Source organism: Methanobrevibacter ruminantium M1, assembly GCF_000024185.1.
GTDB lineage: Archaea > Methanobacteriota > Methanobacteria > Methanobacteriales > Methanobacteriaceae > Methanobrevibacter > Methanobrevibacter ruminantium.
Genome location: NC_013790.1, coordinates 2,443,725 through 2,458,666, shown reverse-complemented (window position 1 = coordinate 2,458,666; position 14,942 = coordinate 2,443,725). Strand labels below are relative to the sequence as shown.

The following is a 14,942-nucleotide window of genomic DNA, read 5'->3' as shown; positions in this document are numbered from 1 at the left end:
TCGTTAATTTTGAAAATGATTAGGATATGATAGCATGTTGCTTGAAGTAAAAGATTTAGTTGTTGAAGTTGAAGGCAAACGCGTTTTAAATGGCGTAAACCTTGCTATAAGAGAAGGAGAGACTCATGTGCTCTTAGGCCCTAATGGTGCCGGCAAAAGTACATTATTCTTAACTATTTTGGGATTTCCTAAATATGAAGTTGTTGAAGGGTCCATTATCTTCAATGGAGAGGATATCACTGGTTTAAGTACTACCGAACGTGTTCAAAAAGGTCTTGGAGTAAGTTTCCAAAACCCTCCTGCAATTCGTGGGGTAAGCGTTAGGGACTTGCTTAAGTTCGAATCCAAGCAAGATCCAGATGAAGACTTGAATCCAAGGATGCAAGAGCTTGCAAAGAAATTAAAGTTCAGCGATGAGTTTTTAGACCGTGATGTTAACAGAGGATTCTCCGGAGGAGAGGTTAAAAGGTCTGAGATTCTTCAATTGCTTGCTCAAGAGCCGCTATTTACAATGTTCGACGAGCCAGACTCTGGTGTTGACATTGAGAATGTTGAGCTTTTGGCTGGAGAGTTGAATGTATTATTGGATAAGGATAAAAAGCCTGGCCAAAGAAAAAGAGCAGGGCTTCTTATCACTCACTTAGGTTATATTTTAAACTTCGTTAAAGCGGACAAGGCACATGTGTTGATGCATGGTATAATTGCCTGTTCCGGTGACCCTGATGAAATTTTAGAAGATATTAGAAAAGAAGGATTTAAAGGATGTGTTGGCTGTGCGGAATGTGGCAAATGATGCTTTAAGGGCAAAGGATAAAAAGGCAGCTTTAGGTACTGATATAGTTATTGAAAACTTCTCTAAAGAGGAAGTAAATGCTTTTGATGTCCTTGATGATATTGATGACGTTGACAAAAAGACCAAAAGGACATTATTGAAAGTTGGTGTTGATACAGAGTCTGAAGAAAGGGCAGGGTCATTCCTCCAGATGGATCAGTCCAATGTATTCTCCAGTTCCATTTCCAATTCTGTAGAGGTCATGAACACTGGAATTGCACTTGAAAAGTATTCCTGGCTAAAGGATTACATGTGGAATGCTGTAAAGCCTGATGCAGACAAATACACTGCTCAGACTGCACTTCGTGAAGTGGAGGAAGAGTCATATAGCGGATACTTTGTAAGGTCACTTCCTGGAACCAAAGAGGTTTTCCCAGTTCAGGCATGTATGTTTATTGCAGATCAGGATGTTATGCAAACTGCTCATAACATTATTATTGCAGAGGAGAACTCTGAGCTTCACCTTATCACAGGCTGTGCAACAGGGGAAGACGTTTCATCAGCTCTCCACGTTGGAGTATCTGAGATGTATCTTAAGCCAGGTTCTAAAATAACCTTTACAATGGTTCACAATTGGGCTGAACAGGTTGAAGTACGTCCTAGGACTGCTATTCTTCAAGCGGAGAATACCACTTATATTAATAATTACATTTTGACAAGCCCTGTCAATTCAATTCAATCCTATCCTACCACCCATTGTAATGGAGAGAATGCAAGGGCATTGTTCCAGAGTATTCAAAGCGGAACAAAAGATTCAATCATTGATGTAGGTTCAAGGGCTCTTTTAAATGCTCCTAACACCAGCGCTGAGATTATTTCCCGTGCTGTAGCAAATGACGAATCAAGCATCTATTCAAGAGGTCACTTGGCTGGAAACGTTCCTAATGTAAAGGGACACCTTGAATGTCATGGATTGGTATTGGATGATGGCTCTTCAATCTATGCTGTGCCAGAGCTTGAGGCTAATGCTGCAAACCTTGAAATGTCTCACGAGGCAGCTGTAGGTCAAATCGATGAAGAGGAGATTTATTACCTTACCTCAAGAGGACTTACTGAAGAGGAAGCAGCTTCCATGATTGTAAGAGGTTTCTTAAGCATGGATATTACAGGTCTTCCTGATGAATTGGCTGCTGAGACCCAAAGAATGATTGATATGAGTTTGGATGGTATGTAATCCAAGCTTTTTGAGGCCTTCGGCCTCAAAAACCTTGACCAAAAATTTTTATCTCTACTTGGGAGTTGTATGCTCCTAAGCTTACTTTTTTTACACTTATTTTTCTGTTATTATTTTATTTATTTTATTATAATGCTTTTTTTAGTTTTTTTATTAATTTTAATAGTTTTTTTTCTTGAATAATGCTTTCCTATCACTAGGGGGATATATTTTGAATGATTTCACACTATTTAGGTTCCGGAAAAATATTTAAATCTCATTTTTGATAGGGAAATTAAATTTTACATTAATTTTATATATTACCTCTAAAATATATATTAATAGGAGATTTTTATATGATAGATATTATAGCAAATACCAAAATGTATAAAAACAAGCAAACCATAATTCCCAGTGAAGTTAGGGATAGGTTCAATGTAGATGAGGACACTATCATTGAATGGGGCGTGGATGAGTTTGGAGATTTAAGAATCACTTTCAGAAAAAAAGTTACTTTAAAGGATGTTGCAGGGATGATTAAAAAGGAAAATGATGTTGAAGGGGATTGGAAAATTGATAGGGGAGTTTATTTAAATGAGTAAATATTTTTTGGATGCCAATTTCATAATTGCAATTTTCCGTGAAATCGAAACAAACAATGAACTGGCAATTTCCACTTGTGAGGAGCTCTTGTCCAACCATGAATGTTATATAAGCAATGGGGTCTTCAATGAAATCATTACAATCCTTATGATGAGGACAAAGGATATTGAATTGACAGTCAAAGCATACTACTTTATGAAGGACAATCTAACTATTATCAATGAGTTCGAGATAAGTATGTTCAATGATAGGGTATTTGAGATGTTTAAAAGATACAATTCAAAATCATTTAAAGTGGGATTTACAGACTGTTCCATTGCTTTTTTATATAAATATTATGGCTTGGATTATATTGTTACCTTTGATAAGAACTTTAAGGTATTTGATGATGTGAATCTATTGGATTTATGATTTCTTTAGGATCATGCTTATATTTTTTTATTTGTTTTTTTATGATTTTTACTTGAATTTTTTCACTTTTTCTCATTTTTTTCTATTAGTTTTTTACAATTTTTTATCAATTTTTTATCAATTTTTTATCAATTTTTTATCAATTTTTTATCAAAATTTTTCTTTAGGTTTTCCTTAATTTTTGGCTGATTTTTTAAAATTTATTCTTATTTTATAGAATTGTTTTAAACTATTGAAACTTAATTTAATCTCTTTTTATGAGCTTGATTTTTATGTGATAATAAAAAAGTTCCTTTTTTTCTCTGCTTATTAATAATTTTGCTTATTTTTTCATATCGCTTATTTATCATCCATATTTTAATTTTATATAGTTAATACACATTTAAAAAAAAGTATTATAGTATATAAAGTTTGTGTATTTACTTTCCAAGTAAGCTTTATATTTAATTCTTAATATAATATATATTAGTACATTAATGTTAAGCTGAGCTAGCTCATTGACGTACGATGATTTGAGATTAAGGCATCCATCAAAATGCTTTAATTATAGATTTGAAAAACTTTTTTAAAAAAGAAATTAGATTGAAATCTAGAGCTTTAGAAATTTTTGATTTGGATTTTTAAAGTTCAAACGGAATCTTGAATTTTTTGATTTGGAATTCAAGAATTAATCTATGGGATTTTTGATTTGGATCTTTATAGGTTAAAAAAATAGTGAGACTATTGATCTAATAGTTCAAACTATTTAGGTTGAGTATCGAATTGTTTCAATAAGCCAATACTAATCATATTGACTATCAATTATATCAGTTTGATTGATTTGATGATATTTTTGATTGATTGAAATAATGAGATAAGTCTAAAATGAAATTAGAATTTTATTTTTGGACTATAAACAATATTTGAAAATAGAGGAGGATAAACTCTATGTCTGAAGATGTAAAAATTGTAATGTTTTGTTGTAACTGGTGTTCCTATGGTGGAGCAGATACTGCAGGTACTGCAAGAATGCAATACCCACCTAACATTCGTGTTATAAGAGTAATGTGTTCTGGAAGAATTGACCCTCAGTTTATTTTAAAAGCATTCAGAGACGGTGCTGACGGTGTATTCGTAGCAGGATGCCACATGGGTGACTGCCACTACGATGCAGGTAACTATAAACTTGACAGAAGAATGAGATTAGTTTATAAATTAGTCGAAGATATGGGAATCGGAAGAGAAAGAGTCCACCACGACTGGATTTCCGCTTCCGAAGGAGAAAAATTCGCTAGTTCTGTTAAAATGATGGTAGACAGAATTAAAGATTTAGGACCTTCCCCATTAAAAGCACAATTAGATGCTGAAGGATAGATTTAACTGGAGGATTATTTATGGCAGATAAAGCTAAAGTAGGAACTATGTGGCTCGGAGGATGTTCCGGTTGTCACTTATCCATTGCGGACTTTCACGAATCTTTATTAGATGTTTTAGAATTAGCACAATTCGAATTCTCACCAGTATTATGTGATACTAAATACGATGAAGTACCTGAATTAGACGTACTCATTGTAGAAGGTGGAATCAGAAACGAAGAAAACAGAGAATTAGCAGAAATGTTAAGAGAAAAAGCTGGCCTCGTTATTGCATATGGTACTTGCGCAGCTTACGGTGGTATTCCTGGTCTCGGTAACTTACACACTGTTGAAGAGTTAACAACCGAAGGTTACATTAACTCCTGCAGTACTGTAAACCCAGAAGGAATCATTCCTAACGAAGATGTACCAACCTTAGAAAGCAGAGTAAGACCTTTAGGCGAAGCTATTCAAGTTGACTTATTAATTCCTGGTTGCCCTCCAAAATCTGACGTAGTAGCAGAAGCTATTCTTACCTTATTAAACGGAGGAACTATTGAATTACCTACCACAAACCTTTGTGAAGTATGTCCTAGAGAAAAACCACCTGCTGGTCTCGCTATGGACTTCATTAAAAGACAATTTGAAATCGGTAAACCTGAAGACGACTTATGTTTAATTGCTCAAGGTTTAGTATGTATGGGACCTGCAACCGTATCCTTATGTGGAGCACAATGCCCAAGTATTGCTATCCCATGTAGAGGTTGCTACGGACCTACTGCAAAAGTAAACGATGCAGGTGCAAAAATGATTTCTGCGATTGCATCTGACTACGGTGTAAACGAAGATAAGACCGTAGACCCTGAACAAGTAGCTGATCAATTAGATGACATTGTAGGTACTTTCTACACTTACACTTTACCAGCTGCTTTAGTCCCTGCTAAAATGCAAAAAGGAGGAAAATAATATGGTAAAACTTACTATGGAACCTGTAACTCGTATTGAAGGTCACGCAAAAATTACTGTACACCTTGACGAAGCAGGAAATGTAGAAGACACTAGATTACATGTTATGGAATTTAGAGGATTCGAAAAATTCTTACAAGGACGTCCAGCTGAGGAAGTACCTCGTATTGTACCTAGAATCTGTGGTATTTGTGATGTACAACACCACTTAGCAGCTGCTAAGGCTGTTGACCAAATCTACGGATTTAACGATGATGACATCTTACCTGCTGCTTACAAAATGAGAGAATTAATGAACTGGGGATCTTACATGCACTCTCACGCTCTCCACTTCTACTTCTTAGCAGCACCTGATTTAGTAGTTCCTAACGGAACCAGAAAAACAAGAAACGTTTTCCAAATTATCCAAGATATGCCTGAAGTTGCACTTCAAGCTATTAAAATCAGAAGAAACGGTTTAGACATCGTATCCGCAACCGGTGGTCGTCCAATTCACCCAACTTCCTCTACCCCTGGTGGTATTTCCACCGAATTAGATGAAGAAACTCAAGCTGACTTATTAGCAAAAGCTAAAGAAAACGTAGAATTAGCTCAAGCTACCATTGAATTAGCTGTACCTATCTTAGAGGAAAAAATCGACTTAGTCAAAACCTTAGGTTACTTCGGTGACACCCGTCACTGTGGTATCGTAACTAAAGATGGTGACTGGGACGTATACAACGGTAAAGTAAGAATAAAAGACAAAGACGGTTCTATCTACACTGAATACAGAAACCTCGAATACAAAGATATTGTTGCAGAACATGTAAAACCATACTCCTGGTTAAAATTCCCTTACATTAAAGAATTAGGATACCCAGAAGGTATTTACAGAGTTGCTCCATTATCCCGTATTAACGTTTGTGATAAGATGCCTGATGCAGCTCCTTTAGCACAAGGTGCTTTAGAAGACTTCAGAGACAGATTCGGTTACGCACAATACCCATTATTATTCCACTGGGCAAGATTAATCGAATTATTAGCTTCTGCTGAAATGGCTGTTGACGCATTAGAACAAGACTTATCTGGTGACAAATTCCCTGACGCATTAGAAAGAACTGCTGGTGAAGGTGCAGGTATCGTAGAAGCTGCACGTGGTACTTTAATCCACCACTACACAACTGATGACGAAGGATTAATCACCCAAGCAAACATTATTGTAGCAACTATCCAAAACAACCCTGCTATGGAAATGGGTATTCAACAAGTAGCTAAAGACTACATCAAACCTGGTGTAGAAGTAGATGATAAGATTTTCAACTTAATGGAAATGGTTATCAGAGCTCACGACCCATGTTTATCTTGTGCTACCCACACTATGGACAGTCAAATGAGATTAGCTACTGTAGAAGTATATGACAGTGAAGGAAACTTAATAAACAAAATCTAACTTTGGAGTGTTAAAATGATAGTATTCAATGAAGATAGCTGTATTAAATGTGGAGCATGTGAAGGAGTCTGTCCTACAGCAGCTATTGAAGTAGGCGATCATATCGTTTACTGTGATACTTGCAGCGAAGAACCAAAATGTGCAGAAGTCTGTACCAAAGGTGCTTTGCAAGTAGACGACATAGCTATTGATGAAGAAGGAAACACTCAAGTAAGATTAATCTTTAACAAAACAAAATGTGACGAATGTGGAGACTGTGTAGACGCATGTCCTTCTAAAACTCTTAAATTAGATCCAGAAGATTCTCAACTCCTTAAAGGATTCTGTGTAATGTGTCAAAAATGTGTGGACATCTGTCCTGTTGACGTTATCGGAGTTCCTGGAATTAAAGAACCTGCTTCTAGAGTAATTGAACCAGAAGGCGCGGTATACATTGATGATTGTAAAGGATGTGGAGTATGTGTTGCTGAATGTCCTGTAGATGCAATCACCTTATCTGCTTACGGAGAACCTATCGAAGTGGATGAAGACAAATGTATCCAATGTGGAGTATGTTCACAATCCTGTCCTTGGAATGCAATTTTCATCGCTGGAAACGCAAAACCTGCAAAACGTAGCAAAGTAATGAAATCCTTTACTTTAGACGCTGATGCATGTATTGGCTGTAATTCCTGTGTTGACGCATGTCCTGGTGACTTCATTAGTCCTAAATCTGACTTGACTGTAGCTCTTCCTGAAGCATGTGCTGCTTGTGGTCTTTGTGTAAATGTATGTCCTGTAGATGCAATTGATTTAGATGTTGAATATGGCGCATCTAAATTCGATTCAACTGAAGGAATCTGTTGGGATGGCGAAAAATGTCTCTATGATGGAGGCTGTGCTTTAAAATGTCCTACTGAAGCTATAAGAGTAGTGACTAAGAGAGGAATGGAAGTACCTTCCCGTCAGAAAGATATGGGCGAACAATCTTTCATCATGTGTGTAAGATGTGGTGCTTGTGCAAATGTTTGTCCTAACGATGCATTACAATTAGACTATGTTGACAAAGAGATTGATGGCGAGACTGTCATGAGAGACAGAATCATATTCAACCCATCCAAATGTGACGAATGTGGAGAATGTATTGACGCATGTCCATATGATATGTTACATAAAGCATACAAAGTTAACTTGCCAATCGCAGGTTTTTGTACCCTTTGTGAACAATGTCTTGCAAAATGTACCCCTGAAGCACTTAGCTTAAAATAGGTACGTCAAAATACAAAATTAAACCTATATTATTTAGGTATGGTGCTTAACTTATGTTAAGTGCCTTTTTTACTTTTTTTTTATCGTATTTTCTTATTTGTTATGAATTTTCTAATTTTTTACGCTGATTTTTTTTTAAATTCTTGTGATTTTAAAATAGGTTTATTATATATTAATTAAAAATATTTAATTAGAAGCAAAATTTAAAATTTTTACTAATTATTTCAATATTTTTCATTGAGTTAATAACGATTTTTCTTTAAAAACTGTTTATTTAATTTATTTTACTTTATGGTGTTTTTATGTTTGATTTGGTCTTAAAAAACTTAAAGCTTGTAGGAGAGTCTGGAGAATTTTATATTGCTATTCAGGATGGAAAGATAGCAAAGATGTCTAAAACTCCAATTTCAGCAGATAACGAGATGGATATTAAAGGACAATATGTCTTGCCAGGACTTATAGACCCTCATGTTCACTTTAGAGACCCTGGACTCACCTATAAAGAAGATTTTAAAACAGGTTCTATGGCAGCAGCCAATGGAGGATTTACCTTTGTTATGGATATGCCTAATACTCTTCCTAAAACAAACACATACAAGGCATTTAAGGATAAGTTAGAAATGGCCAATTCAAAGTCAGTTGTTAATTTCGGCCTTCATTCAGGTCATTCCTCATTTGAAGAGATGGAAAGAATACTGGAATTGAATCCAATGTCCTTTAAGGTTTTTATGGATCTTGAAAGTGATGAACGTCTTAGGGAGATATTTAAAAACATTTCTAATCTTGATGGAAATCCTATTTTAACTGTTCATGCTGAAAAGCAATCCATTGTTCGAGAAAATACAGAAAGATTATCTGAGGACTTAGAACTTAAGGATAAGCCAATCAGCTATAGCTATGCCCGTTCTGCCGAATCTGAGATAGAATCAATCTCTCAAACGATTTCCCTTTCAAAAGAATTTGGAAATAATTTGCATATATGTCATTTAAGCACAAAAAAGGGAATGGAACTTGCAAAGGAGAACAACATTAGCTATGAATTCACTCCTCATCATCTATTGTTTGACAATAGTTATTTTGATAAGTTTGGCACAATCGTTAAGACCAATCCTCCTTTAAGGGAATCTAAGGATAAGGTTAATGTTTCAGATATTGATTCAGATTCAATGATTGGTACAGATCATGCACCTCACAGCTTGGAGGAGAAAAATAAAGGTGTGTGGGATTCCAGTCCGGGAATTCCTTCTTTAGAAACAGTTCTATCATTATTATTGACTGAAGTGAATAAATCCAATCTGGATTTCAATTTAATTCCTAAAATATTTGCTGAAAATCCAGCTAAAAGATTCAATCTAAAAAATAAAGGATTTATTAAGGAAAATTATGATGCAGACTTTGTTGTTGTAGATTTAAATAAAGAAGGAACTTTCAATATTGATGAGTTTTATACAAAAGCAGAATATTCTCCATTTGATGGAATGGACTATCAAGGGGCTGCTACAATGACTATTATTGGTGGAGAGGTAATTATGGAGGATAATGAATTATTTATTTAAATGGTTTCTTAATTATTCTCCAATAAATTTTTATTTTTACATTTAAATGCTTTTATAGTCTTTAATGTATTTATATTCTAATTTTTATTCAAATTTTTAGTATTTTTTCATATCAATTTCTCATTTTTCAATTTTTAAAACATTTTCAAATTTTAGTATTTTAAAAATCTGGTCTTTTCTTCTTGTTTAAAAATTGTATTAAGTCTTGATCTTTTTTATATCATTTTTGAAATTTTTTAAAAATCTAATTAATTTTTTAAAATCAAAATTGTTACGAGATAAGAACAATTTTTTATTTTCACTATAAAATTGTTTCAATTTAGTCATAATTTTATATTCTCAAATCAATATTGTTTTAATATTAAATCAATTTCGCTATTTTAATCTTATTTTGATGAATTAAGGATTTATAGAAAATCTTTTTATTAATAAAAATCATATAATATATTAATTTAAGAAAAACTTCATTTCAATCTTTATTTTTATAAATAGTTATATATGGTAAATCTTTTTTTAAAGAAATTAACTTGAAAGATAAAGAAGAAATAGAGTTATTTTTGAGTTTTTCCTTCATTTTGATTTTTTCCATAAATTAGCTAGGTTGTGTATTGATGTCTGAAGAAACAAAGATTAAACGAGTAACTATACATGTTGAAAGTGAGTTAGATTATGAATTTAGGCGATTAGCTTCTCAGAAGTTTCGATTTGAGCCGAAATGGTACAGTAAGGCGATTAAGGAAGCCATTTTGTTATGGATTGAGAATAATCCAGAAGAGGACTTTGAAGACCTTCCTGAAGAAGATACTTGATTTAAACTTTCAAATCATGAATGAAGTCAGTTTTAGTGGATTTAATTTGCATTGGATTAATAAAATTAATTTTTGAATTTTGAAAGAGATAAGTTCAAGACTTTGTAAGTTTCTAGACTTGCTAAGTTTCTAGACTTGGTAGGTTTCTAGACTTTGTAAGTTTCTAGACTTGGTAGGTTTCTAAACGTGTTAAATTTTTAGATTTAAATAATTAATTTTATTAATTTTAATAAAAATATTATATATTATGCCTTCAATTGATTTTATAAGAAATATTCTTAAAGAAGATAAGAAAACATTTTGCAATGATTATAAAAAAGCTCAAAAGTCTTTATCTGATGATGATGGATATTCTAATGGCTCTTCACAGTCAAAACAGTCTTATGAAAAAACTAATGAAGAATCTACATCCAATCCTTTAATTGCAGACTTTACTGAGTATTCTCCCCTTCATAATGGTCATTTTCATTGCATGAAAACAGCAAAGTCTAAAATTCCAAACGGTCTTTTTGTTGCTATTGTTCCAGGTCTTTTTGAGCGAAGCGGTCGGGGATTGCCTTATATCATGCATAGAAATGTCCGGGCAGAAATAGCTATTGAAGTTGGGGCAGATATTGTTGTTGAAGGACCTCCAATGGGAATAATGGGATCCGGCCAATATTCATTATGCTTATGCAAGATGTTTCAAGCTTTAAACACAGATTTCATTCCACGAGGCTATAGGCCTTTTGATGGCTATGATGAAATCTTAAAAAGAATTTCTATGGGACATGGTGTAGCTCCAAAACCTTATAAAATCGTTGATATGGATACAAAAGAAACTATTCTTGAAGGAAAGCTTGAGGAAGACAATTATGTTATCGTTTCCTTTTCCAAATCTTTAAAAAGAATAGGCTTTGATTTTAAGGATAAATTTATTTTTGTCCCTCGTATTGAAGGTGTTAGCGGAACTTTAATTCGAAAAGCCTGCTCCGAAAACAAATTGGAAGATGTAGAGTCAATGCTTCCTCCGGAAACATTAAGAATTTTAAAAAGAGAATTGGATAATGATAATGCTCCTTTACATGATCAGCGAGATTATGAAGTGATTTTAAACTCAGCAAACAACTTGTCCTATGATGAGCTAATTAAATTAAACTTCTTCAGTGAAAAATTGGCTAATGAATTTATTGAAAAACGGGAAAATAAGGAGTTTGAATCTATCTCTGAAATAGAGGATGCTATTTTTTATGGATTTAGCAGCCATTATAAAAATAGGGTTTTAAGCATTTTGGAAACTCAAATGAGAGGGGATGTCATCTCTAATTATATTAATACCTATCCATTTAATGTTAGGGTTTTAAATTATAAGAATGAGACAGTTTTAACCCAATTTGAGGAAAAGGTTTTAAATGATCATCCTTTTGTAAATTCAATTGAATTGACTAATGAATAATCTTCTCTATCCTTTTTTTTTAAATATTTTTTAAGTATTTCTTTTAAATATTTTTTAAGTTATTTTTTTTTAAATATTTTTTTTAAGTTACTCTTTTTTTATTTTTTTTAGCGATTATTTTTTTTTTAAAATTTTCATATTTTATCGAAATTTTTCTATTTTTTCCAATTTCACTCTTAAGATTTACTAAAATTTTACCCAAAAATAAATAAATTATAAATATTTGATTGTTTAATATTTAATTATTGTAATTATTATTTGAAATTATATTTTAATAAAATCATATTATCAAATCCTTTTTGATAATTATATTCAAAGTAAAAAAAAGATTTATTAATTTGATAATTTTTGAATTTACTAATTACTTTTATTAATTACATTGATTATTTAATTGCATTTTAATTAATTAAATAGGTTCTAGAAAGTTGTTCTGGAAATGTGAGAGACTTTTTTTTAACTAATTGATTTGCAATTAAAGATTTTTAAATAATTTATGGAGAGAATATTATGGCAATCCAAGATGGTGACTTTGTAAGAGTAGACTTTACTGGTAGTATTAAAGAAACTGATGAAATTTTTGATACCACTTCTGAAGACATTGCTGAAGAAGCTGGTATTTTAGTAGAAAATAAAAAATATGGTCCAATTCCAATCATTGTAGGTGGAAATCATTTATTACCTGCAATTGAAGAGGCAATTATCGGATCTGAAGCTGGTGAATCTGTTCATGTATCAGTCACTCCTGAAAACGGTTTCGGTCAAAGAAACCCTAATTTAATTCAATTAATTCCTATGAAAGAGTTTAAAAAACAAGGCATGACTCCTGTAAGAGGCATGAAAATCAGCACTGAAAACGGTAACGGTAAAATCATTTCTGTAAATGGCGGAAGAGTAAAAGTTGATTTCAACCATGATTTAGCTGGTAAAAACTTAGAATATGATGTAACTGTTGTAGAACTCATTGAAGATGATGAAGAAAAAATTAAAAGCATGATTGAGTTACATTACTCCTATCCTAATATGGATTATGATAATATTGAAATTAAATTCGATGGAAGCACCGTTTCTATTAAATTAGATGAGATCACTAGATTCGATCAACAATCCTATATGGATGTAACTTTTGCTAGATTCAGAATTTCTAAAGACATTTGGGACAATATGGATTACGAAAAAGTTCAATTCGTAGACGAATTTGAAAAAATCGTAGAAGAAGCTCCTGATGAAGAAGTAGAAGCAGAAGTAGAAACTGAAGTAGAAGCAGATGCAGAAGAATAATTTTATTAATTATTCCCCTACCTTTTCTTTTTTTTTATTTTTTTTCAATCGTAATTATTTTCTTTTTTTTTGATATTTTGTATTGATTTTTCTTTTTTTTAAATAGGTTTTTTCTCTTTTTTAATTTAAATTACTATTTTTATTTTATATTTAGTGAAACTATTTTTTTTTAACCATTGTTTTAAATAAATTAAGGGCCTTTTTTGATTAAAATAGCTTTTTATATTATAAAATTATATGGCTATTTTATTAAGTACTGTAAAAAAAGTTTAAAACTAGTAAAAATAGATTAAATAATAAAAATATAATAAAAAATAAGTAAAATTAGAAAAATAATTAAAAAAAGTTTTAAATTAAAAATTAAAGTGTTATTAAAAAATAAAAGTTAAAAACAAAGGATTAGCTTTGTTTTTAAATTTAGTTAAGTACATAGCTTATATAACCGCTAGGATCTCTGACTAATCCTAAAAGTGAGTCAATAAAGCTGAAGTACTCTCCATTTAATCTGAATAAATAAATAACATACAATATAAGCAGTATAATTAAAACAATAAGGATTATTGCTAAGATAATATCTAAGATACCAATCTTATCCTCTTTTTCATACTCTGGGAATGAGTGCATTTCTTGTATGTTTTCTAATTCATCATATTCATAGTCAGGTCTTTTTTGTTTTTTAGACTTTTTAGACCTTCTGAATCTACGATTTTCTTTAGCTTCTTGCTCTTTAGCATAATTTCTTTCGATTCTTCTTTTTAACTCTTCATAGCTTTCAGTTTCTTCGCTTCTAGCTCTTTTTCTGCTATGGCTTGGAGTGATAAATTCTTCTTCCTCAAATTCTTCTTCTCTAGGGTTGATGTAGTATTCTCCTTGGTTGGAATAGTTTCTAGGACTTCTTTTATGGTCTTCATCATAGTAACTATCTTCTCTTTGAGGTCTTCTAGGTTTTGAACGTCTTTTTTGAGTTTTTGGAGCTTCGTAAATTTCTTCCTCTATTTCATCTTCATCGTAATAAAGGTCTTCCAAATATTTCTCATATTTGGCTTCAAGGTCCTTACTTGGAGCTTTGCTAGGTTGTTCCTCATAAAAGTCTGCTTCCATATCATCCATATAGGCTTCTTTTGGAATGTCTTCAGTTTTATGAACTGGCTCAATTATTTCCTCTTCCTCTTTAGCTTTTGCTTCCTCTTTAACAATTCTTTCTCTTTCCTTATACTCAGGTTCAGGTTCTGGAATTATTTCAGGATTTTCATAATAGCTGTCTTCCACACCGTCTTCATCATATGTCTCTACATATTCTGTTTCGTATTCAACTTCAGGCTCAAAGTTTTCAGGAGCTTTTTTCGGAGTTTCTGGGATAATCTCTTCAACTTCCTCTTGTTGAACAGGAGTGATGATTTCAACAGGCTCTTCGATAGCTTCTTCAACTGCTTCAGCTTCTTGAACTTCTTCAGTTATTGGTTCGGCTGCCTCTTTAGGAGCTTGAGTGCTTGCCTTTTCCATTATGCTTTGTGTTACAATTTCATTAACACAATCTTTACAGTAGACATTTCCTGCAATTTCCATAGCACAATCTGGACAGACGGCCTTTCCACAAACAGAACAAGTAGTGACTGCTTCTCTATCAGGGTGATTATAACATTCCATAATAACACTTCAATTTAGTTTTAATTACGAATAAATTAATATTATATTCATTAAACTTGTTTTTTGTTTTTATTTCTTTAAAAAAAACTTATAACTCTCTTACTTTAAATTTAAGCAAAGTTCCACTTAAAAAAGGATATAAAGGATATACTTTATAAGTTTTATAGTATTATATATTTATCTTTTAAGTTATTATTAAATTTATCTTATTTTGTATCCATACGAATATTTTTATTATCAA

13 protein-coding genes are annotated in these 14,942 nt (G+C 32.3%); 12 read left to right on the top strand and 1 reads right to left on the bottom strand.

Going from position 1 to position 14,942, the window contains the following annotated elements; all coding sequences use genetic code 11:
* Positions 1 to 34: 34 nt before the first annotated feature.
* The 12 genes from MRU_RS09570 (at position 35) to MRU_RS09515 (ending at position 13,054) form a co-directional block, all read left to right on the top strand.
* Positions 35 to 793: an ABC transporter ATP-binding protein gene (locus MRU_RS09570; protein WP_012956710.1), complete on the top strand. Its 759-nt coding sequence runs from the start codon at positions 35 to 37 to the stop codon at positions 791 to 793.
* Positions 765 to 2,006, top strand: coding sequence for a SufB/SufD family protein (locus tag MRU_RS09565; RefSeq protein ID WP_048812508.1), 1,242 nt, complete (start codon positions 765 to 767; stop codon positions 2,004 to 2,006). Before MRU_RS09570 ends, MRU_RS09565 begins: the two co-directional genes overlap by 29 nt.
* A gap of 335 nt (positions 2,007 to 2,341) precedes the next feature.
* A complete protein-coding gene (locus MRU_RS09560; protein ID WP_012956708.1) occupies positions 2,342 to 2,587 on the top strand; it encodes a hypothetical protein in 246 nt (81 codons plus the stop codon).
* Entirely contained in the window at positions 2,580 to 2,999 is a 420-nt protein-coding gene (locus tag MRU_RS09555; protein WP_012956707.1) for a type II toxin-antitoxin system VapC family toxin, read from the top strand. The genes MRU_RS09560 and MRU_RS09555 overlap by 8 nt, the downstream gene beginning before the upstream one ends.
* A 927-nt stretch (positions 3,000 to 3,926) precedes the next feature.
* Positions 3,927 to 4,352, top strand: a complete 426-nt coding sequence (locus MRU_RS09550) for a hydrogenase iron-sulfur subunit (RefSeq protein ID WP_012956706.1) — start codon at positions 3,927 to 3,929, stop codon at positions 4,350 to 4,352.
* Positions 4,353 to 4,372: 20 nt separating this feature from the next.
* Positions 4,373 to 5,299, top strand: coding sequence for an NADH-quinone oxidoreductase subunit B family protein (locus MRU_RS09545; protein WP_012956705.1), 927 nt, complete (start codon positions 4,373 to 4,375; stop codon positions 5,297 to 5,299).
* Between the two features lies 1 nt (position 5,300).
* Positions 5,301 to 6,728 carry a Ni/Fe hydrogenase subunit alpha gene (locus tag MRU_RS09540; protein ID WP_048812507.1) on the top strand — a complete coding sequence of 476 codons (1,428 nt, stop codon included), beginning with the start codon at positions 5,301 to 5,303 and terminating at the stop codon, positions 6,726 to 6,728.
* Positions 6,729 to 6,743: 15 nt separating this feature from the next.
* On the top strand, positions 6,744 to 7,976 hold the full coding sequence (locus MRU_RS09535; protein WP_012956703.1) for a 4Fe-4S binding protein: 1,233 nt from the start codon (positions 6,744 to 6,746) through the stop codon (positions 7,974 to 7,976).
* A 302-nt stretch (positions 7,977 to 8,278) separates the two neighbouring features.
* Positions 8,279 to 9,532 (top strand): dihydroorotase, encoded by a 1,254-nt coding sequence (locus tag MRU_RS09530; protein WP_012956702.1) that lies wholly within the window; start codon positions 8,279 to 8,281, stop codon positions 9,530 to 9,532.
* 611 nt (positions 9,533 to 10,143) lie between these two features.
* Positions 10,144 to 10,341 carry a hypothetical protein gene (locus tag MRU_RS09525; RefSeq protein WP_012956701.1) on the top strand — a complete coding sequence of 66 codons (198 nt, stop codon included), beginning with the start codon at positions 10,144 to 10,146 and terminating at the stop codon, positions 10,339 to 10,341.
* Between the two features lie 247 nt (positions 10,342 to 10,588).
* On the top strand, positions 10,589 to 11,776 hold the full coding sequence (locus MRU_RS09520; protein ID WP_012956700.1) for a nucleotidyltransferase family protein: 1,188 nt from the start codon (positions 10,589 to 10,591) through the stop codon (positions 11,774 to 11,776).
* A gap of 507 nt (positions 11,777 to 12,283) precedes the next feature.
* Positions 12,284 to 13,054, top strand: coding sequence for a peptidylprolyl isomerase (locus tag MRU_RS09515; protein WP_012956699.1), 771 nt, complete (start codon positions 12,284 to 12,286; stop codon positions 13,052 to 13,054).
* Between the two features lie 417 nt (positions 13,055 to 13,471).
* Here MRU_RS09515 and MRU_RS09510 read toward each other — a convergent pair whose 3' ends face one another.
* Positions 13,472 to 14,701, bottom strand: coding sequence for a hypothetical protein (locus MRU_RS09510; protein WP_012956698.1), 1,230 nt, complete (start codon positions 14,699 to 14,701; stop codon positions 13,472 to 13,474).
* Between the last annotated feature and the right edge of the window lie 241 nt (positions 14,702 to 14,942).

What these genes read in the sequence shown, in the direction of transcription:
- MRU_RS09535 (WP_012956703.1), top strand. Translation starts at nt 6,744, where the DNA reads ATGATAGTATTCAATGAAGATAGCTGTATTAAATGTGGAGCATGTGAA.
- MRU_RS09560 (WP_012956708.1), top strand. Translation starts at nt 2,342, where the DNA reads ATGATAGATATTATAGCAAATACCAAAATGTATAAAAACAAGCAAACC.
- MRU_RS09510 (WP_012956698.1), bottom strand. Translation starts at nt 14,701, where the DNA reads ATGGAATGTTATAATCACCCTGATAGAGAAGCAGTCACTACTTGTTCT.
- MRU_RS09530 (WP_012956702.1), top strand. Translation starts at nt 8,279, where the DNA reads ATGTTTGATTTGGTCTTAAAAAACTTAAAGCTTGTAGGAGAGTCTGGA.
- MRU_RS09515 (WP_012956699.1), top strand. Translation starts at nt 12,284, where the DNA reads ATGGCAATCCAAGATGGTGACTTTGTAAGAGTAGACTTTACTGGTAGT.
- MRU_RS09555 (WP_012956707.1), top strand. Translation starts at nt 2,580, where the DNA reads ATGAGTAAATATTTTTTGGATGCCAATTTCATAATTGCAATTTTCCGT.
- MRU_RS09570 (WP_012956710.1), top strand. Translation starts at nt 35, where the DNA reads ATGTTGCTTGAAGTAAAAGATTTAGTTGTTGAAGTTGAAGGCAAACGC.
- MRU_RS09525 (WP_012956701.1), top strand. Translation starts at nt 10,144, where the DNA reads ATGTCTGAAGAAACAAAGATTAAACGAGTAACTATACATGTTGAAAGT.
- MRU_RS09520 (WP_012956700.1), top strand. Translation starts at nt 10,589, where the DNA reads ATGCCTTCAATTGATTTTATAAGAAATATTCTTAAAGAAGATAAGAAA.
- MRU_RS09550 (WP_012956706.1), top strand. Translation starts at nt 3,927, where the DNA reads ATGTCTGAAGATGTAAAAATTGTAATGTTTTGTTGTAACTGGTGTTCC.
- MRU_RS09540 (WP_048812507.1), top strand. Translation starts at nt 5,301, where the DNA reads ATGGTAAAACTTACTATGGAACCTGTAACTCGTATTGAAGGTCACGCA.
- MRU_RS09545 (WP_012956705.1), top strand. Translation starts at nt 4,373, where the DNA reads ATGGCAGATAAAGCTAAAGTAGGAACTATGTGGCTCGGAGGATGTTCC.